The sequence below is a fragment of the Acidaminococcus sp. HCP3S3_G9_1 genome (assembly GCF_052122455.1).
Lineage (GTDB): Bacteria > Bacillota > Negativicutes > Acidaminococcales > Acidaminococcaceae > Acidaminococcus.
This window is the reverse complement of the sequence record NZ_JBQKCH010000008.1, coordinates 92,371-112,315: the sequence shown is the minus strand read 5'-3', so window position 1 is coordinate 112,315 and position 19,945 is coordinate 92,371. Positions and strand designations below refer to the sequence as shown.

The following is a 19,945-nucleotide window of genomic DNA, read 5'->3' as shown; positions in this document are numbered from 1 at the left end:
GGTCCAGGAACCTACGTTGCCGAAGCCCTGGATAGCCAGAGTAGCGTCTTCCGGTTTAACTCCTTCTCTCTTCAGCAGTTCCAGAGTAGCGGTGATTACGCCACGGCCCGTCGCAGAGGTACGGCCCTGAGAACCGCCCATGCAGATGGCTTTCCCGGTGATGAAACCAGGAGCGAACTGGCAGTTGATCTTGGAGAATTCATCGCACATCCAGGCCATGATCTGGGCGTTGGTGTTCACGTCAGGAGCCGGGATATCTTTCTTTTCGCCGATTACCGGAGCAATCTTGTCGATATACCCACGGGTGATCTTTTCCAGTTCAGTCTTGGATACTTTCCGGGGATCCACAATGATGCCGCCTTTGCCGCCGCCGTAAGGCAGACCAGCGATGGCGCATTTGGTGGTCATCCAGAAGCCCAGGGTCTTTACTTCATCCATGGATACGTTCTGATGGTACCGTACGCCGCCTTTGGCAGGCCCAAGCACGGTGCTGTTCTGAGAACGGTAGCCGGTGAATACTTCCACGTGGCCATCATCCATCTTTACAGGGATGCTGACTTCCAGGGTCCGTTCAGGCTGGGAGATGACTGCCTCAGCGTTGGGATCCAGATTGATCAGCTTACTAGCCTTTTCCATAGGAATCTTTGCCATTTCAAACAAACTCATTTGTAACGCCTCCTAAAAATAGTATCTAGTGAACCCTTACAGTGCTTATTATAGCACCTTTCAGAAAATATGGAATCGTTTTTTGTATTTTGTATACAAATTTATTTTGAGGAAAAATTCCTGCAATTCATCGTATTCTTATTGCATATATAAGAAATGTGTGCTGCACATAACGTGCAGCACACATTTCACCGGAACTGCTCATAGATCTTCCCGAAATCGACGCCGCCGATGATTTTTCCCTGGTAGGCCCGGGGAAGTTCTTCCACCACCCCTGCCAGATGGGAGGAGGTGATGCCGCACTGGATGCTGAGCCAGGCTTCCATAAAGGCCGCCAGATGGTCGCAGCCCTTGAGCACCCGGCCGTCCACCGGGCTGTACTCATCCCGGTTGTATGCTTCCGGGATATCCCCCGCCAGCAGCCGGACCTTTCCCTTTTCCCGGATCCTGTTATCGAATTCATGGACGGTGAAATTCAGGATATCCTCATGCCAGGCGGCCGGCAGGAGGGGCAGCAGGATTTCTTCCATCTGCCGCTGTTCGATGTCCTTGATCAGTTCGTCCAGGCCTTCGATGGACCTTTTGATGGGAGAAATAATGTCCCGGGTGAGCACTTCCGGCAGGTCATGCCACAGGCCGCCCAGGAAATCGTTCACCAGCCGTCCCTTGCAGGCCCCCATGGACAGGGCGCAGAAGTACCCCATGATGGCCACCACCAGCACGTGGCCCATGACGGAAGTTTCCGGCACCCGGGGAGACTGGGACCAGCGCTTCTGGAACCGGAGCTTGCCGATAAGATCCACGAACTTCCGGGTCTTCCCGTTCATGGCGATTTTCTGGACCCCTGCCAGGTTGTAATGGTCTTCGATGTTGTCGGCGATCCGCTCCCTGATTTCCTCCACTCCGAAAATCCCCTGGTTCATCCGGTAGATGATCCGGAACTCCCATTCCGTGGCCAGGTAGTGGGCGGCCCGGATCAGCTGTTTCTCCAAAGGATGGCTGTCTCCGTCCAGATAGGCCTCCATCTTGGCCATAAAGAGACTGCCGGCCAGAGACGGCACCCGCCGTACCAGTTCCTTGTACACCCACTGGTTCAGCCGGGCGCCGCTTTTTTCCATCAGCTCGTGGAACACCGGGGGCTTGATGTCCGTGAGCACCACCCGGTGGAGGAATTCGAAGATGCCCCCTTCCACCAGCACCTGCCAGTCCAGGCTGGCTCCATGGTCCTGTTCCTCATACCGGGCCAGCACATAGAGGATCATCATCTTGTGAGCCTGTTTGTCCAGTTCCGTAAAGCCCTGGGGCCGGATATGATCGTTCCACCGCTGGATGTAGGCCGCTTCAAAGACAAACTGGATCAGATCCCGGGGCAGCGGGATGGTCTGGATATTTGCCATAGGACACCTCCTGTGTTCACTGACTTTCCTGTTGTTCCTTTTGTTCCACCAGTTCCAGGTTCCGGAGCAGGAGCTTTTTCCCCCGCCAGGCAAAGGCATAGGATCCGTACCGTTCCCGGAACTGCCGGTTGGTCAGGTTTTCCAGATCCTGCCGGTCCAGCCGGAGCAGACGGTCCCGGCGGAATTCTGTCAGAGGGGTTTCCGGCACCTGCTGGTTGTGGGGGCAGACCCGCTGGCATTCATCACAGCCGAAGATCAGGGGCGTTTCCCGGAGGACAGCCTGTTCTGATTCGGTCAGTTCTCCTTTTTTCTGGGTCAGGTAGGATTTGCAGGTCCGGTAGGTGTAGGTCCCTCCCTGGAAACACTGTCCGGGACAGACCCGGGCACAGGCCCCGCAGTGGCGGCAGCTCCGTTCCAGAGGCCGGTCCGGCTCCAGAGGCTGGGTGGTGAGCACTGCCCCGATGAAGCACCAGGAACCCCAGGTGTCGTTAATGAGGCAGCCGTTGTCCCCCAGAAATCCCAGTCCGGCCTGGACCGCCAGGTCCCGTTCCGCCAGAGGGGAGGTATCCACAATGGCCAGCTGCCGGCTGCCAGGGGCCTGGCCTTCCATCCAGCCGGCGATTTTCTCCAGATACTCCCGGACCACCGGATGGTAATCCGGGATCTGGCAGTAACAGGACAGATTGCTGCCGGATGACGGTTCCAACCGGTAGGGAAAAAGGATCACCACGGCTCCCCGGCAGCCCGGGAGCAGAGTGGTAAGATCATACCGTTCCAGTCCCTTCCCCGCCGCCAGGGGACACACCTCCGGAAAAGGATCGGGCACCGGCAGATGGCTGGGAGCCACGCCCACTTCCGTCAGGCCCAGTTCCCGGCAGAATGCCTTCAATGCCTTTTTATCCATGGTCCGCCCCCTTTTTCTGGTTTACAGGGTCATTATATCATACCCTTACAAAAACTCCCTTACCTGGTCACTGATCACCTGGCCCATGATCCGTTTCATGGGCACGTCTCCATGGAGACCGTCCAGGGCCATTTCCGTAGGCAGCTCCGGACCCATGGCTTCAAAAGGCGCCGCCACATCGATGTGGGGCTGGGTGCGGATGTACGCGTTCACCTTCCGGAAAGCTTCCTGCCAGTGGCTGTCCGTAGGCTCGTCAAAAGCCTTTTCGATGTTTCCCGGGTTGATGGGTGCCAGGGTCAGGAGCACCGGGGTGATGCCGTTTTCCCGACACATAGCCTGGATCTTCCGGAGATCGGCGATCACCTCTTCCGGTTCCGTCCCATTCCGGAGGCTGTTGCTGCCTCCCATGATCAGAAGGGTCTTCAGATGGAAAGGCAGCACATCCCGTTCAAACCGTTCCACCATCATTTCACTGGTGTCCCCGCTTTCCGACAGGTTCACTGTAGGCACAGAGATGTAATGGGCATAGCTGTATTCCAGGTCCGAGGGGCTGAAGGACAGCCGGCCCCCTCCATGGGAAATGCTGTCTCCGAAGATGCCCACCTGGACCCGATCCGTTGGTTCCAGTTCCACTTTTTCCGGCAGGCTCCATTCCCCCACCGGCCGGCCCTTGCCGTCCATCCCCCGGACCCGCCAGTAATAAGTGCCGATCCGGGGTTCCTTGTCGTACAGGTCCGTCAGTTCCGTAGTTTCTGCATAGACCCGGTGCCGGGAAGGCAGGATGCCCCCCATTTTTTCCGGCAGCTGGTCCAGCACTTCCACTTCGTACTGGCTGGCCCCCGGAAGACTTGTATAGGAATACACCGGATACAGGATCCGGGAACCGGGCTGGTCCCTCTTCATGGGACGGGGCACCGGTGCATCACGCAGGTTCCGTTCCAGGGTGTTCTGGAGCTCTGCCGGCTGGGAATAGCCTCCCAGGGGATTCCCGTCCAGGTTGTAGGCCCGGACCCGCCAGAAAAGAGGCAGCTCTCCATCCAGATCCGGCAGCTTCTCTTCATCCAGCAGGATCCGGTTGGTGTAGATTTCAGCATCCCGGTACAGGACTTCTTCTACCGAATGTTCCGGATCCAGTTCCTCAGGGATCTGGGAGAAGATCTCCAGCTCGTACCGGACGGCCTGGAGATCCTGGGGCCACTGGAGGAACCCCAGCCGGGGCCCTCCTGTCATATAGCGCTGGATGTACCGGGGCATCCGGTGCTGGACGGCATTGTCCAGCTGCCCCAGGAACAGTCCCGGCAGCAGCGCCCCCACCAGCAGCCAGCGCCACCGGCGTCTTTCCGTATGCTGCAGCATCTTTCTCCCTCCCTGTTGTTATTGTATTCCTAATCATAACAGTTCCCCATGAAAAAGGAAGATCAAAGGTGTGAAATTTGTGGTAAAAAAAGAGCCGGTGCCTAAGCACCAGCTCTTTTTGTCAGCTGACCGTTGACGGTACTGTTGCTTCCGCAACGGCGCCTCTGTCATTCACCCTTAATGGTCTTGATGATCAGTTTGTTTACCATGCCCGGGTTGGCTTTGCCCCGGGATTTCTTCATGACCTGGCCTACCAGGAAGCCGATGGCCTTGTCCTTGCCGGCCTTGTAGTCGGCTACAGACTGGGGATTGGCAGCAATGGCCTCATCCACCATGGCCTGGATGGCTCCTTCGTCGCTGACCTGTTCCAGGCCCAGCTTCTTCACCAGATCGGCAGGAGCTTCGTCCTTTTTCAGCATTTCTGCAAAGACCTTCTTGGCCAGTTTGCTGGACAGCACGCCCTTTTTGATCAGGGCCACCATCTGTCCCAGATGAGCCGGGGACACGGGGAATTCCCCGATGCCGCAGTTGTTGCTGTTCAGGTACGCGGACACATCCCCCAGGATCCAGTTGGCCACGCCTTTGGCGTCGTCGGTTTCCTTGGCGGCTGCATCGAAGTACTCAGCCATCTTCTTGTCAGCCACGATCAGTTCTGCAGAATAGTCATCCAGCCCTTTTTCGTTCATGAGACGGGCTTTCCGGGCATCCGGCAGTTCCGGCAGTTCGCTCTTGGCCTTTTCCACCCATTCTTTTTCGATGATGATGGGAGCCAGGTCCGGTTCCGGGAAATACCGGTAATCGTGGGCTTCTTCCTTGGACCGCATGGAGAAGGTCATCCCCTGGGCATCGTCCCAGGTACGGGTTTCCTGGACCACATGGCCCCCGTCTTCCAGAATTTCCTTCTGCCGTTCCACTTCGTATTCAATGGCTCTTTCCAGGGCCTTGAAGGAGTTCAGGTTCTTGATTTCCGCCCGGGTGCCGAATTCCTTGGCCCCTACGGGCATAATGGAAATGTTGGCATCGCAGCGCATGGAGCCTTCCTGCATCTTGCCGTCGCAGACCCCGGTGTACTGGAGGTAGGCCCGGAGTTTTTCCATGTAGGCACGGGCTTCCGCCGCAGACCGCATGTCCGGTTCGGACACGATTTCGATCAGAGGCACCCCGGCCCGGTTGTAGTCCACTGCAGAGAAATCAGAGGTGCTGATGGAAGCACCGGAATGGACCAGTTTCCCGGCGTCTTCTTCCATATGGATCCGGGTGATGCCGATCCGTTTGGTTTCCCCGTCCACGTTCACGTCCAGGTGCCCGTTCAGGGCAATGGGCTGATAGAACTGGGAAATCTGGTAGGCTTTGGCCAGATCCGGATAGTAGTAGTTTTTCCGGTCGAATTTGCTGTAGCGCTGGATCTCGCAGTTCACAGCCAGAGCAAAGCGCAGGGCAAATTCCACCATCTGCTTGTTGATCACAGGCAGAGCCCCGGGCATGCCCAGACAAACCGGGCATACATGGGTGTTGGGGGCACCGCCGAATTCCGTGGAGCAGGAGCAGAAAGCCTTGGTCTTGGTTTTCAGTTCCGCATGGACTTCCAGACCGATTACGGTAGTATATTCTGTCATTATTTCCGACCTCCCAGAGGTGCCACGGCTTTATGGAAATCCGTAGCCTGTTCAAAGGTATAAGCTACCCGCAGCAGGGTCTCTTCGCCCAGAGCCTTGCCGATGAGCTGGGCCCCTACCGGCATGTTGTCCACAAAGCCGCAGGGGATGGAAATGCCGGGCAGGCCGGCCATGTTCACCGGAATGGTGGTTACGTCCAGCATGTAGACGGTCAGAGGATCCATCTTGGCATCCAGAGGATAAGCCACCACCGGGGAGGTGGGAGTCAGCAGCAGATCGCATTTTTCGAAGGCGTTGGCAAAGTCCTGACGGATCAGGGTCCGGACCTGCATGGCCTTGTTGTAATAGGCATCATAGTACCCGGAGCTGAGCACGTAGGTCCCCAGCATGATCCGGCGGCGGACTTCCTTGCCGAAGCCTTCCGTACGGGTCTTGCGCATCATTTCCGGAGCGCTTTCCGCAGCCATTTCCCGGAAGCCGTACCGGACACCGTCGAAACGGCCCAGGTTGGCGGAGGCTTCTGCCGGAGCGATGATGTAATAGGTGATTACGGCATATTCCGTATGAGGCAGGGACACTTCGATCACATGGGCACCCAGTTCTTCGAACTTCTTGGCAGCCAGCTTGATCTGGGCAGCCACTTTGGGGTCCGTGCCTTCCCCGAAGTATTCCTTGGGCAGGCCGATGGTCAGGTCCTTCACATCCTGGCGCAGAGCCTTGGTGTAGTCAGGGACCGGTGCATCATAGGAGGTGGAATCATGGGCATCCAGGCCGCTGATGGTGTTCAGCACCAGGGCGGCGTCGGTGACGTCACGGGCAATGGGCCCCACCTGGTCCAGGGAGGAGGCGAAAGCCACACAGCCGTACCGGGAAACCCGGCCGTAGGTGGGTTTCAGCCCTACGCAGCCGTTGAAGAAAGCCGGCTGCCGGATGGAACCGCCGGTATCAGAGCCCAGGGACCAAATGGCTTCCCCGGCTGCAATGCTGGCAGCGCTGCCGCCGGAAGAACCGCCGGGCACCCGGGACAGATCCCAGGGGTTGTGAGTGATCTGGAAATGGGAGGTTTCCGTGGTGGACCCCATGGCGAATTCATCCATGTTGGTCTTGCCCAGGAAAATGGTTTCGTCCTTCCGCAGGTTTTCGATGACGTGGGCATCGTATACCGGCACGAAGTTTTCCAGGATCTTGGAGGCGCAGGTCATCCGGACACCCTTTACGCTGATGTTGTCCTTGATGGCGCCGGGGATCCCGGCCAGGGGTTTGATGGTCTCGCCGTCGGCGATCATCTTGTCCACTTTGGCTGCCTGGGCCAGGGCATTTTCCTTGTCCAAGGTAATATAGGCCTTGACCTGGTCTTCCACTTCGTCGATCCGGTCATAGACCGCTTTGGTCAGTTCCACGGAGCTGATTTCTTTCTTCACCAGCTTGTCATGGAGCTCATGTGCAGTTTCACTGTATAAAGCCACTGTTCTGCCTCCTCTTATTCGATAACCCGGGGAACTTTGAAGCCGCCTTCATATTCCTCCGGAGCATTCTTCATGGCGTCCTCGTGGGACAGGCTCTCAACAGGAACGTCTTCCCGCAGCACATTGCTGATGGGAAGCACATAGGGAGAAGGTTCGATTCCCTTGGTATCCACTTTCTTTAAGATTTCAGCATAATTCAAAATCTGGTTGAACTGCTCAACAAACTTGTCCATTTCATCGTCCGGAACATTTAACCGGCACAGATTTGCGATATGCTTTACATCATTGACTGTAACGCTCATTTTTTCACCGCCTATCGAAAATCTATTCCAGCAGGGCAGTCAGGGCCCGCCGGAACCAGTTTTACTAAAAGATTATATCACAGTCCCATCATTTAGAAAACCATTTTGCCCGTCTTTCCCTGTCTCCATGCCCGTTCCGGCCCCTTGACAAAATTTCCGGGAACAGGTAATGTATTCCTATATAAATAGTATGCATTATTGGCACCCTGTGCCCTGCAAGGAGGAAAAAAATCATGAAATTCACCACTGCCTGTATCCACGGAGGCGGCCCCAACGATGCCACCGGCGCCGTCTCTCCGGCTCTGTATCTCACATCCACTTTTGCCCATCCCGGCCTGGGGAAATCCACCGGCTGGGCCTATACCCGGGAATCCAACCCCACCCACGCCAGACTGGAAAAAGTCCTGTCCACCCTGGAAGGGGGCACCGATGCCCTGTGCTTTTCCTCCGGCATGGCAGCCATTGATGCGGTGATGCGGCTTTTTGCCCCGGGAGACCACCTGATCACCGGTTTCGACCTGTACGGCGGGTCCTTCCGGCTGTTCCGGACCACCTATGAGCCCCTGGGCCTGACCTTCACCGCCGTCCACACCAGTGATCTGAAGGCCGTGGAAGAGGCCATCACCCCCGCCACCAAAGCCATCTATCTGGAAACTCCCACCAACCCCACCATGGAAATCACGGACCTGGAAGCCATCAGCGAACTGGCCCACAAACACGGGATCCTGGTGATTGTGGACAATACCTTCCTGTCCCCCTATTTCCAGCGGCCTCTGACCCTGGGAGCGGATATTGTGGTCCACAGCGGCACCAAGTACCTGGCCGGCCACAATGACTCCCTGGCAGGGTTTGCCGTCAGCCGGGAAGCGGAGGTGGCCGCCCGGCTCCGTACCATCTACAAGACCACCGGGGCCGTGCTCAGCGTCTTCGATGCCTGGCTCCTGCTCCGGAGCCTGAAGACCCTGCCGGTGCGGATGAAACAGCACCAGGAAAATGCCCTGTACCTGGCCCAGTGGCTGCGGGAACAGCCCCTGGTGGAAAAGGTGCTGTATCCCGGCCTGCCGGACCACCCGGGCTATGAAATCCAGAAGAAACAGGCCAACGGATTCGGAGGGATGATTTCCTTCTATGTGAAATCCCCGGAAGCCGCCAAGACCATCCTGGAAAAGATCCATCTGATTCAGTTCGCGGAAAGCCTGGGAGGCACCGAAAGCCTGCTCACCTATCCCATTACCCAGACCCATGCGGACCTGACCCCGGAAGAAGCGGAAGAAAAGGGCATCACCCACACCCTGCTCCGGTTCTCCGTAGGCCTGGAAGACAAAGAAGACCTGCGGGACGACCTGGCCCAGGCCTTCGAGCAATGTAAATAACAAAAGAGCTGCCGCGACGCGGCAGCTCTTTTGTTATTTTTCCAACAGCCGTACAGCTTCATCTCCCACTTCCTGGGTGGTGGCGGTGCCGCCCATGTCCGGAGTCAGGACTTTCTTTTCCACCATCATGGTCTCGATGATGTCAATCAGCTTCCGGCCCCAGTCCTTGTGGCCGAAGAAGTCCAGCATCTGGCTGGCGGACCATATGGAGGCCAGAGGGTTCGCCTTGCCCTGGCCGGCAATATCCGGAGCACTGCCGTGGATGGGTTCGAACATGGAAGGATATTTCCGTTCCGGGTTCAGGTTGGCACCGGCGGCCAGGCCCATGCCGCCGGAAATGGCGGCTCCCAGGTCCGTCAGGATGTCCCCGAACAGGTTGGAGCACACAATGATCCCGTACCGTTTGGGATCCTTCACCATGAACATGCTGGCCGCATCCACCAGGTAGGAATGGGTTTCCACATCGGGATAGTCCTTCCCCACTTCCGCAAAGATCTGGTCCCAGAACACCATGGAATAGTTCAGGGCATTCCCTTTGGAAATGCTGGTGAGGGATCTGTGTTCCTTCCGGGCCAGGTCATAGGCGTACCGGATGATCCGTTCCGTGCCGAACCGGGAGAACACGCTGTCCTGGATCACCACTTCCCGGGGCGTGTCCTTGTACAGCCAGGCACCGGCCCCGGCATATTCCCCTTCGCTGTTTTCCCGGACGAACACCATGTCGATGTCTTCCCGTTTCACTCCCGCCAGAGGGCAGGGAGCCCCTTTCAGCAGTTTCACCGGCCGCAGGTTCACATACTCATCGAAGCTCTTCCGGATCTTGATCAGAAGTCCCCGGAGAGAAATATGGTCCGGCACCCCGGGATAACCCACAGCCCCCAAATAGATGGCGTCAAAATGGGACAATTGTTCGATCCCGTCTTCCGGCATCATTTCCCCGTGTTCCAGGTAGTACTGGCAGCCCCAGGGGAAACAGGTGAAGTCAAAGCCAAAGGAACCGTCCAGTTCCGCTGTCCGTTTCAATACCTTGATGCCTTCCGCCAGCACTTCCGGCCCGATGCCGTCGCCGCCGATCACTGCGATTTTGTAGATTTTCTTTTCCATTGCTGTTCCTTCTTTCTTCCAGAATCCAAAAAGCCATGGACGGACCCGCCCTTTTCATGCTATTACTATAATACAAAAGTATTATTTTGTGAACTTTCCGTCATTCAGTCTGACCAACGAAAAGTTTGGCAAATCCCAAAGAATCAGGAGGCAATCATGTCCATCACCCCGGAACAGATCCGCTACTTCATCACCGCCTGCCGGTACATGAACTTCACCAAGGCCGCCGAAGAGCTCCACCTCACCCAGCCCGGACTCAGCAAAGCCATCCGGGAACTGGAAGTCCAGTGCGGGGCCGCCCTGTGGGAACGGCATCACAATTCCCTGGCCCTGACCCCTGCCGGCCGGGTATTCCTGGAACAGGCCCGAAAATTCCAGGACCAGTATGAACAGCTTGAGGCCACCGCCCGGTCCCTGGGCTCCGGAGAAGCCCTGCTGCGGATCGGCCTGGTTCCCATGTGCGGCAACACCATTTTCCCCGGTCTCCACCGGGCTCTCCAGGAAGCCTGGCCCCAGCTGCGGATCATCACCACCGAAGCCACCGGTCCCACCCTGTATTCCCTGCTGGACCAGCAGGAAATCGATCTGGCCCTGTGCGTCACCAACCATCTGCCGGAAGCCCCCTACCACTGCCGGGTCTTGAAGGACAGCCGGCTCATGCTGTTCGTCCACAGGGACCATCCTCTGGCCCGGCGGACTTCCGTGGACCTGCAGGACCTGGAGGATGAACCGCTGGTCCTGTTCACCGACCAGTTCGGCCAGACCCGGTACCTGCGTCGGCTGTTCGCCGCCTGCCAGGTCCACCCCCGGATTCTCCACCAGACCTCCCAGGTATTCACCATCCTGGAATACATCCGCCACCAGGCCGCCCTGGGTTTTCTTTCTGAAGAATTTGCCCAGGACGAAAAGAACCTGGTGGCCATCCCCGTGAACCAGATTGCCACCGGCCACGTGAATTTCGTCTGGAACCGGGATCCGGACCAGTTCCCCGCCCTGAAGCGGTTTTTGGAGTTTGTGGAAAATAGGTGGCCCCGGTAGGGACAGCAGGACCTGTCTGCAGTCTCTAGTCAGCAGTCCACAGTGAGCTTTTTGATTTACATTGTAAATCAACTATATTATAATTTTGGCTGATTTATTTAATAGGTAATCAAAAAAAGGACCCGTTTCCCGGCAGGGGAACGGGTCCTTTCCTACGGCCGCTGACCGTGGACAGCTGACAGTTCTTTATTTCATTACCAGCTGGCTCAGATCTGCCACCTGGTTTACCTGCTTCTTCACCTGGTTCAGCAGGGCCAGACGGTTGTTCTTTACTTTTTCGTCCTTGTCCATGACCATCACCGCGTCGAAGAAGGCGTTGACGGGTGCGGCCAGTTCATCGTTGGCAGCCAGCAGGTCGGCGTACTTCCGGTCGGCAGCCAGAGGAGCGGTGGCAGCAGCCACTTTTTCCACAGCTTCGAAGAGGGCCTTTTCTGCGGCATCCTGGAAGAGGGCGGCATCCACAGGGGCTTCCACCACATTGTTCTTGCTGATGTTTTCCACCCGGGTGAAGGCCTGGATGCTGTCGGCGGCTTTATCCGTTTCCAGATAAGCAGCCAGGGCATCGGCCCGGACGAAGATGTCTGCCAGGTCGTCCAGTCCCGGAGCGGCCAGGACGGCATCCACCACGTCATACCGGACCCCTTTGTCCAGCAGCATGTTCTTGGCCCGCTGGGCGAAGAAGTCGGCCACTTCATCCAGCAGCTTGGCTTCGTTTTCCACTTCCACCGGCAGGTTCTTCAGGGTTTCCGCCAGTACGGCCCGGAGCGGGAAGTGGACTCCGCCGTCGGCCACGATGTTCAGGATGCCCAGAGCCTGACGGCGCAGGGCGTAGGGATCCTGGGACCCGGTGGGCGCCATGCCCCGGCTGAAGGTGGCCACAATGTTGTCCAGTTTGTCCGCCACAGCCAGAATCCGGCCTTCGTTGCTCTGGGGCAGTTCATCGCCGGCAAACCGGGGCATGTACTGTTCCCCGATGGCCTGGGCCACTTTCTCCCCTTCCTTGTCCAGGAGAGCATATTCCTTGCCCATGGTGCCCTGGAGTTCGGTGAATTCTGTTACCATGCCGGTGACCAGATCCGCCTTGGACAGGAGGGCAGCCCGTTCCACGGCCTTGGCATCCGCTTCCAGGCCGGTGGCTTTCACCAATACGTCGCACAGCTTCTGGAGCCGTTCCGTCTTGTCATACATATTCCCCAGGCCGTGCTGGAAGGCCACTTCGTGGAGTCCTTCCCGGTGCTGGGCCAGGGATTTCTTCCGGTCGTTGTCGAAGAAGAACACTGCATCGTCCAGACGGGCCCGGAGCACCCGTTCATTCCCGTGGGTCACGATGTCCAGATGTTCCTTGCCCCCGTTGCGGACGGTGATGAATTTTGGCATCAGTTTCCCATCCTTGTCGAACATGGGGAAGTACCGCTGATGATCCCGCATGGGGGTGATGATGGCGCAGTCCGGCAGACGCAGGTACTTGTCATCGATATGGCCGCACAGTGCCGTGGGATATTCCACCAGGAAGGTGACTTCTTCCAGCAGGTCCGGAGAAATGGCGGCTTTGCCTCCTTCGGCCACAGCCAGGTCTTCGATCTGTTTCCGGATGGTTTCCCGGCGTTTGTCCACGTCCACCATGACGAAGTTGTCTTCCATGGTCTTTTCGTAGGAAGCAGCGTCCGGGATGGTGATCAGATGGTTGCTCAGGAACCGGTGGCCCCGGGCTTCTCTGCCGCTCTTTACATCGTTGGCTTCCACCGGGATCACCTGGTCATCCAGGAGAGCCACCATCCAGCGGAAAGGACGGACGAACCCGAAATCATAGTCAGCCCACCGCATGGTTTTGGGGAAGTTCAGAGAATGGAGGATGTCATCCAGGATGGCCGGCAGCAGGTCGATGGTCTTTTTGCCTTCCAGATGCTTCACGGCATACACATAGCCGTCCTTCTGGACCAGTTCCTTTACATCCACACCCTGGCCCCGGGCAAATCCCTGGGCGGCACGGGTGGGGTTCCCTTCCTTGTCAAAGGCAATCTTCAGGGACGGCCCCTTGCTTTCCACATTGGAGTCTTCCTGTTTTTCCGCTACCCCTTCCGCCAGGAAAGCCATCCGGCGGGGAGTCCCGTACACTTTCACCGTGCTGAAGGGGATCCGGGCTTCGGCCAGTTTCTTCCCGGCCAGTTCCTTGTATTCCTTCAGGATGCCGGGCATGTATTGGGCCGGCATTTCTTCCGTTCCGATTTCATATAATAAATTTGCCATATCCATTACCCTCTCTTCAGCATGGGGAATCCCAGTTTTTCCCGTTGTTCCACATAGGCCGCCGCACACAGCCGAGCCAGTGCCCGCACCCGGGAAATGTAGTTGGTCCGTTCGCTGACGCTGATGGCGCCCCGGGCATCCAGCAGATTGAAGGTGTGGGAGCATTTCAGCACATAGTCATAAGCCGGACGGATGTTGCCGGTGAGGATGACCCGTTTGGCTTCCTTTTCGTACTTGTCGAACAGGTCGAACAGCAGGTCGATGTCGGCGATGTCAAAGCTGTACCGGGACTGTTCCACTTCGTTGGTGTGGAACACATCCCCGTAGGTCACATCCCCCACCCACTGGAGGTCGTAGACGTTTTCCACCCCCTGGATGTACATGGCCAGCCGTTCCAGGCCATACGTGATTTCCACAGCCACCGGTTTGATGTCGATGGAACCCACCTGCTGGAAATAGGTGAACTGGGTGATTTCCATCCCGTCCAGCCAAACTTCCCAGCCCATACCCCAGGCCCCCAGGGTGGGAGATTCCCAGTTGTCTTCCACGAACCGGATATCATGTTCTTCCGGATGGATGCCCAGTTCCCGCAGGCTTTCCAAGTACAGTTCTTGGATGTTGCTGGGGGACGGCTGCATGATCACCTGGAACTGGTGATGCTGATACAGACGGTTGGGGTTGTCCCCGTACCGGCCGTCAGCAGGACGGCGGGAAGGTTCCACATAGCACACGTTCCAGGGTTCCGGCCCCAGTACCCGCAGGAAGGTGGACGGGTTCATGGTCCCGGCGCCCTTTTCCACGTCATAAGGCTGAGCCATGATGCAGCCCTGGTTGGCCCAGTACTTCTGCAGGTTCAAAATGATGGTCTGAAAATCCATTTTCTCTCCTCCTATACAAAAACTCCCGTCTCTGTAATATAGACAGGATACTCTACATTACAGGGACGGGAGGTTGTTCCGCGGTTCCACCCTGTTTGCCGCCCGAAAGCGGCCTCTCTTGTGAAGCGAACGCTCAGGGATGCCAACCCCCTCATTGCGTATTACAGAGGAACTATAACAAATCAGGCGGAACTTGTCAAGTTCCGCCTGGATTTTTCAGTTGGTGGGCCCACAAGGATTCGAACCTTGGACCAACCGGTTATGAGCCGGGGGCTCTACCGCTGAGCTATAGGCCCAATGCTAAAATTATAAACCAGAAAAGGAAATTCTGTCAATTATTCCAGGAATTCCTTCAGGGGTTTGCTCCGTTTGGGGCTCCGGAGTTTCCGCAGGGCCTTGGCTTCAATCTGCCGGATCCGTTCCCGGGTGACCCCGAAATACTGGCCCACTTCTTCCAGGGTACGGGTACGGCCGTCCATAAGGCCAAACCGCAGTTCCAGCACTCTCCGTTCCCGGGCGCTCAGGTGTTCCTGGAGCACCTTGCCCAGCTGTTCCTGGAGCAGGGTGTAGGAGGCGGCATCCGCCGGAGACGGAGCCTCCTGGTCTTCGATGAAGTCTCCCAAGTGAGAGTCTTCTTCTTCCCCGATAGGGGTTTCCAGGGAAACCGGTTCCTGGGCGATTTTCTGGATCTCCCGGACCCGTTCCACAGGCACGTCCATTTCCTTGGCGATTTCTTCCGGGGTCGGTTCCCGTCCCAGTTCCTGCAGCAGCTGCCGGGATACCCGGACCAGCTTGTTGATGGTTTCCACCATGTGCACCGGGATCCGGATGGTCCGGGCCTGGTCGGCAATGGCACGGGTAATGGCCTGCCGGATCCACCAGGTGGCGTAGGTACTGAACTTGAATCCCTTGTTGTAATCGAACTTTTCCACAGCCTTGATCAGCCCCAGGTTCCCTTCCTGGATCAGATCCAGGAACAGCATCCCACGGCCCACATACCGTTTGGCAATGCTGACCACCAGCCGGAGGTTGGCTTCGGACAGGCATTTCTTGGCGTTGTCCCCGCAGAATTCCATCCGGTGGAGGAGACGGCTGAAGCGTTTTTTGGCTTCTTCGATCTTGCTCTTGGTTTCCTCATCCACTTTCTGGTGGAGGGCTTTGTCGTCGATCACGGCAAACAGTTCCTGGAGAGTCCCCAGGGTGCTTTCCTCGGCTTCTTCCGCCGGATCGTCCGGGTGGACGGACTTCACCGTATGGGCCACCTTGTATTTGTTTTCCTGGAGCAGCCGGTTCAGCCGCTTCTTTTCGTCCATGGTGAAAGCCTTCACCAGGTTCTGGTAGTCTTCCGTATCCAGGATGTGATTCGTATTGGACAGAAGCTGGGCCTTCCGGTAGGTCAGGGAAACGCTCCGGTTGTCCACCCAGATGCCTTCTCTGGTGAGCAGTTCATTGGCCTCGTCCAGCAGCTTGCCGATGGACAGCCGTTTGTTCACCGGCGGGAATTCCCCGTCCGGCTTGTCCCCTTTCAGGATGACTTTGGCCTGGTTGCCTTTGTCGGCCCGTTTGGCCAGTTTGATTTCATCATCCCCGGCCAAAAGAGGCACCCGGCCGATTTCCTTCAGATACATGCGGACCGGGTCATCCACAATGACCCCTTCCGGAACGGACAGGTTGGCCAGTTCCGATTCGTCCACTTTCAGTTCGTCTTCATCGATGGTTTCCGGTTCCTCATCTTCGGCTCCGTCATCCACCACTTCAATGTTCTTTTCAGCCAGTTTGGAATAGATGGCATCCATCTCATCTACAGAGACGGTGTCTTCGTTCTGCAGCCGGTCCTGGATTTCCTTGTAGGTGAGAACGCCGTGATTCTTTTTGGCCAGCGCTTCGAATTCCGCCAGGTATTCCGCCGCGGTTTTGGGTTTGTCTTTCTTGCCTGCCTTGCTTCTGGTTTTCGTTCCTGAACCCGCCTTTCCCGTGGTTTTTGCCGCCTTCTTCTTTCTGGGAGCAGCCTTGGCTTTCCCCACTGCCGTGGGCTGGGCCTCACTCTGTCCTTTCTCTGCTGCCGTGGCAGTCAGCTGCGGCTCCAATTCTTTCTTTTCTTTTTCAGTCATTGGGGCGTTCCCTCCTTTCTTTCAAATGAGAAAAATCTGCATTTCCCGGCTTCATACCGGTTTTGTCAATTTTCCTATCTCCAATTTTATTCGCCGACATTCTTCTAATTCCTGCAAAAATTTTTCATTTCCCTCTTTTTCATATTTTTCCGCCAGTTGGCTGTGTTTTTCATATTCCCGGTCCAGGGCTGCAATCTGCAGCCGCCGGAGGCAGTCCTCCAGGATGGAGGGCAGGGTGCCCTTTTCCACATTGAGGCTCAGGATCCCCGTCAGTTCTGCCGCTCCCTCTTCTTCCAGATGGGGGAACAGGTCCCGGGGATCCCGGTAGGTCCCTTCCTGGACCATCCGGAGGAAGGTGGTGAAAATGGCCTGCCGGGCCGGGGTGGTGAAGGATTCCAGATGGGCGATGCCCTCCTGGCCCGGACGGGGCGGGATTCCTTCCAGGAAAGCCCGGAGCACCAGCCGTTCCGCCTGTTCCGTAGGGCTGGTCACCTTCACCTGCCGCTGGGTGAGCCATTCCGGATTGTAGCTCCGGCCCCCGAACTGACCCTGGGTCAGCTTCCGGTATTCGCTCTGGATCAGCCCTTCGTCAATGGCCAGCCGCCGGGACAGATCCCGTATCCGTTCCCCCACTTCCACGTCGCTCTGGCAGTCCCGGAACAGGGGCAGCACTTTGGCCACAGCTTCCACTTTGCCTCCCAGGGTCTCCAGATCACATTCTCCCAGCACCGTATCCATCTGGTAGTCCATGCCCGGTTTAGCATTCTTCAGCAGTTCCTCGAAGGCTTCCCTGCCTTCCTTTCGGATGAATTCGTCCGGATCCTTCCCGTCGGTCACATGCATCACCCGGCATTTGAGCCCGGCCTGGAGGGCCAGGGGAATGGCCCGCATGGCCGCCGCCCGTCCGGCCCGGTCGCTGTCGAAACAGAAGACCACTTCCGGGGTGAGCCGCTTCAACAGGGCCGCCTGATGGTCCGTAAAAGCCGTACCCATGGAGGCCACCGCCCAGTCGATGCCGGCGGCATGGAGGCTGATGGCGTCCATGTGTCCTTCCACGATCAGGGCCTGCTGCCGTTTCCGGATGGGGCCGGAAGCCCGATCCAGGCCGAACAGCAGATTTCCCTTGTGGAACCAGGGGGTTTCCGGGGTGTTCATGTACTTGGCCGGGGAGGCGTCCTTGTCCAGGATCCGGCCGGTAAAGCCTACCACCCGGCCCCGGGGATCCCGGATGGGAATCATTACCCGGGCCCGGAATTTATCGTAGACTCCGGTGCCCCGCTGCCTGGGACTGACCAGCCCCGCCTTCAGCAGCACGGCTTCCGTCACCCCCCGTTTTTCCAGGGCGGTGGAAAGAGTCTGGAAATCCGGCGGGGCCAGCCCCAGGCCGAAGGACTCGATAATGTCCTTCCCGATGCCCCGGCCGGCCAGGTACTGGATCCCCCGCTCCCCGTACCGGGTGTTCACCAGACAGGAGTGGAAGAACCGGGAAGCCAGGTCGTTGGCGGCCAGCACTTCTTTCGTTTCCTTTTCCCGGGCGATTTCCCGGGCGGATTTGGCCCGTTCCGGCACCGGGATCCCGTACTTCTCCGCCAGCTGCTTCAGGGCTTCCGGGAAGGTCAGATTGTCCCGCTTCATCACATAGGAGAACACATCTCCCCCGGCCCCGCAGCCGAAGCAGTGGAACAGCCCCCGGGCCGGATCCACCTTGAAGGAAGGAGTCTTTTCCCCATGGAAGGGACAGCAGCCCCAGTACTGGGTGCCACGGCGCTTCAGGTTCACCGTTTCGGAAACGATGGCCAGGATATCCGCGGCCTGCCGCACCTGCTCTTTGAAATTGGTCATTTTTTCTTTCAGTTCATCCATGGGATCCTTCCTTCTTCACTCCTGCAGTACTGTATGTATTCGACAAAAAAGAGGAAATTCCTGCTAATACAGAAATTTCCTCTTGACAAAATCCCTTTTCAGGATTCGTAGTCAAAACGTTTCCGGAGATATTCCAGGATCAGGCTGGCGGTTTCCTCAATGGCCCGGTTGGACACGTTGATGATCATGCAGTGGAGCTGCTGCATAATGGCCCGGGCGTATTCCAGTTCCTCCTGGATCCGGTGGATGTCCGCATAGTTGGCCCCGTCAGTGAGCCCCATGGCCTTGAGCCGGGCACAGCGGATCTCGTTGAGCTTGTAGGGGTCGATCAAAAGACCGATGATCCGGCTGGAAGGCACCTTGAACAGTTCCTCAGGAGGCGGGATCTCCGGCACCAGAGGCACGTTGGCCACCTTCAGCTGCTTGTTGGCCAGGTACATGGAAAGAGGGGTCTTGGAAGTCCGGGACACCCCGATGATCACCAGGTCCGCCTTGGCCAGTCCCCAGGGGTTCTTCCCGTCATCGTACTTGATGGCAAATTCCACCGCCGCCACCCGTTTGAAGTATTCATGGTCCAGGGCATGGATCAGGCCGGGCTGGTTCTTGGGCAGGAGCCCGGAGGTCTTCTCGATGGCCTTCAGCACAGGACCCAGGATGTCCACCACTTCCACATCCAGTTCAATGGCCTTCTGGGCCACTGCCTTCCGCATTTCCGGGGACACGATGGTGTAGCACACAATGGCATTCTGTTCCTTGGCTTCCGTGAGGATCTTGTCGATCTGCTCCACGCTCTTTACGTAGGGCACCCGGATGATATCGAATTTCTCCTGGACAAACTGGCTGGTGGTGGCTTTCACCACGGATTCCGAAGTTTCTCCGATGGAGTCAGAGATGGCATAGATGATCGGTGCTTTAGCTATGATAATTCCCTCCCTTTCCTTCCGCCAGCTCCACCAGGAGCCGGGTAAAGTTGGTCTTGGTCACCCGTCCCAGGACTTTCAGCCGCCGGGGATCCTCATCCAGAGGCCGGACCACCGGCAGGCAGTCGATTTCGTGGTCCATAAGCCGCCGGGCTGCCGAAGCCGCCGGTTCCTCCGGCTTGGCCGTGACGATTTTGCTCAGCGGTGTCATCACCATGGCCACCGGCAGCTGGTGCAGGTCGGACCCGGGGTTGAGGGCCGCCTTCAGCAGGTCCTTCCGGGACACCACCCCGTGGAGCAGTCCTTCCGGCCCTTCTACCACGAATACGGTGCCCACGTCTTCCAGGAACATGGTGATGGCGGCATCATAGGCACTTTTTTCGCTGCTCACCACAATGGGAACGGATTTGATGTCTTCCACGGTAACGGAAGACAGTTCCTCCTGGAGGAGCCCCAGGGTGTTCTTGCCAGTGTAGTAGTACCCCACCCGGGGCCGGGCATCCAGGATGCCGCTCATGGTCAGGATGGCCAAGTCGGACCGGAGGGCCGCCCGGCTGAGCCCCAGTTCCCGGGCAATGGTTTCCCCGGCCACCGGGCCCTCCTGCCGTACGATTTCCGCAATTTTCCGCTGTCTAGCACTGAGAGGAATGGGACTCATCTCCTTTCCCTTGGATTCAGTCTCATTATAGAAGAAAAAGCAACAG

The 19,945-nt window shown here is 57.5% G+C and carries 16 protein-coding genes, 1 tRNA gene and 1 pseudogene; 2 read left to right on the top strand and 16 right to left on the bottom strand.

The features are described 5' to 3' along the window. The 7 genes from ACTQY1_RS06700 to gatC all read right to left on the bottom strand — a co-directional run. Window positions 1-666: Glu/Leu/Phe/Val family dehydrogenase (locus ACTQY1_RS06700; RefSeq protein ID WP_441373927.1), on the bottom strand; the 666-nt coding region annotated here is incomplete at its 3' end. Between the two features lie 188 nt (window positions 667-854). Beyond that, window positions 855-2,063, bottom strand: a complete 1,209-nt coding sequence (locus ACTQY1_RS06695; protein WP_022487629.1) for an HD domain-containing protein — start codon at window positions 2,061-2,063, stop codon at window positions 855-857. A 16-nt stretch (window positions 2,064-2,079) separates the two neighbouring features. After that, window positions 2,080-2,967, bottom strand: coding sequence for an epoxyqueuosine reductase (locus ACTQY1_RS06690; RefSeq protein ID WP_370833077.1), 888 nt, complete (start codon window positions 2,965-2,967; stop codon window positions 2,080-2,082). A 45-nt stretch (window positions 2,968-3,012) separates the two neighbouring features. Further along, window positions 3,013-4,323: an SGNH/GDSL hydrolase family protein gene (locus ACTQY1_RS06685; protein ID WP_022487631.1), complete on the bottom strand. Its 1,311-nt coding sequence runs from the start codon at window positions 4,321-4,323 to the stop codon at window positions 3,013-3,015. 167 nt (window positions 4,324-4,490) lie between these two features. Next, on the bottom strand, window positions 4,491-5,939 hold the full coding sequence (gatB, locus tag ACTQY1_RS06680; protein ID WP_022487632.1) for an Asp-tRNA(Asn)/Glu-tRNA(Gln) amidotransferase subunit GatB: 1,449 nt from the start codon (window positions 5,937-5,939) through the stop codon (window positions 4,491-4,493). Further along, the gene (gatA, locus tag ACTQY1_RS06675) at window positions 5,939-7,405 is read right to left on the bottom strand and encodes an Asp-tRNA(Asn)/Glu-tRNA(Gln) amidotransferase subunit GatA (protein ID WP_441368897.1); all 1,467 of its coding nucleotides are present in this window, start codon (window positions 7,403-7,405) and stop codon (window positions 5,939-5,941) included. Before gatA ends, gatB begins: the two co-directional genes overlap by 1 nt. A 14-nt stretch (window positions 7,406-7,419) precedes the next feature. After that, window positions 7,420-7,707, bottom strand: a complete 288-nt coding sequence (gatC, locus tag ACTQY1_RS06670) for an Asp-tRNA(Asn)/Glu-tRNA(Gln) amidotransferase subunit GatC (protein ID WP_022487634.1) — start codon at window positions 7,705-7,707, stop codon at window positions 7,420-7,422. 233 nt (window positions 7,708-7,940) lie between these two features. Here gatC and ACTQY1_RS06665 point away from each other — a divergent pair, with 233 nt between their 5' ends. Continuing rightward, window positions 7,941-9,080: a trans-sulfuration enzyme family protein gene (locus ACTQY1_RS06665; protein ID WP_022487635.1), complete on the top strand. Its 1,140-nt coding sequence runs from the start codon at window positions 7,941-7,943 to the stop codon at window positions 9,078-9,080. Between the two features lie 33 nt (window positions 9,081-9,113). Here the strand turns inward: ACTQY1_RS06665 and ACTQY1_RS06660 are convergent, their stop codons facing one another. Continuing rightward, window positions 9,114-10,184, bottom strand: coding sequence for a tartrate dehydrogenase (locus tag ACTQY1_RS06660; protein WP_022487636.1), 1,071 nt, complete (start codon window positions 10,182-10,184; stop codon window positions 9,114-9,116). A 156-nt stretch (window positions 10,185-10,340) separates the two neighbouring features. Here ACTQY1_RS06660 and ACTQY1_RS06655 point away from each other — a divergent pair, with 156 nt between their 5' ends. After that, entirely contained in the window at window positions 10,341-11,222 is an 882-nt protein-coding gene (locus ACTQY1_RS06655) for a LysR family transcriptional regulator (RefSeq protein ID WP_441368898.1), read from the top strand. A gap of 186 nt (window positions 11,223-11,408) precedes the next feature. Here the strand turns inward: ACTQY1_RS06655 and glyS are convergent, their stop codons facing one another. The 8 genes and pseudogenes from glyS to ACTQY1_RS06615 all read right to left on the bottom strand — a co-directional run bounded on the left by glyS (window position 11,409) and on the right by ACTQY1_RS06615 (window position 19,899). Beyond that, window positions 11,409-13,469 carry a glycine--tRNA ligase subunit beta gene (glyS, locus tag ACTQY1_RS06650; RefSeq protein WP_441368899.1) on the bottom strand — a complete coding sequence of 687 codons (2,061 nt, stop codon included), beginning with the start codon at window positions 13,467-13,469 and terminating at the stop codon, window positions 11,409-11,411. 5 nt (window positions 13,470-13,474) lie between these two features. Further along, window positions 13,475-14,347 (bottom strand): glycine--tRNA ligase subunit alpha, encoded by an 873-nt coding sequence (glyQ, locus tag ACTQY1_RS06645; RefSeq protein ID WP_022487639.1) that lies wholly within the window; start codon window positions 14,345-14,347, stop codon window positions 13,475-13,477. Window positions 14,348-14,568: 221 nt separating this feature from the next. Then, window positions 14,569-14,643 (bottom strand) — tRNA-Ile (locus tag ACTQY1_RS06640). A gap of 39 nt (window positions 14,644-14,682) precedes the next feature. Beyond that, window positions 14,683-15,879 (bottom strand): RNA polymerase sigma factor RpoD, encoded by a 1,197-nt coding sequence (gene rpoD, locus ACTQY1_RS06635; RefSeq protein WP_441368918.1) that lies wholly within the window; start codon window positions 15,877-15,879, stop codon window positions 14,683-14,685. Window positions 15,880-15,933: 54 nt separating this feature from the next. Further along, window positions 15,934-16,458: pseudogene (locus ACTQY1_RS06630) on the bottom strand (RNA polymerase sigma factor region1.1 domain-containing protein); the annotation flags it as partial. Between the two features lie 51 nt (window positions 16,459-16,509). Further along, on the bottom strand, window positions 16,510-18,321 hold the full coding sequence (dnaG, locus tag ACTQY1_RS06625) for a DNA primase (RefSeq protein WP_022487641.1): 1,812 nt from the start codon (window positions 18,319-18,321) through the stop codon (window positions 16,510-16,512). Window positions 18,322-18,419: 98 nt separating this feature from the next. Further along, window positions 18,420-19,241: a pyruvate, water dikinase regulatory protein gene (locus tag ACTQY1_RS06620; RefSeq protein ID WP_347567405.1), complete on the bottom strand. Its 822-nt coding sequence runs from the start codon at window positions 19,239-19,241 to the stop codon at window positions 18,420-18,422. After that, a complete protein-coding gene (locus ACTQY1_RS06615; protein ID WP_154487829.1) occupies window positions 19,234-19,899 on the bottom strand; it encodes a helix-turn-helix transcriptional regulator in 666 nt (221 codons plus the stop codon). The genes ACTQY1_RS06620 and ACTQY1_RS06615 overlap by 8 nt, the downstream gene beginning before the upstream one ends. Between the last annotated feature and the right edge of the window lie 46 nt (window positions 19,900-19,945).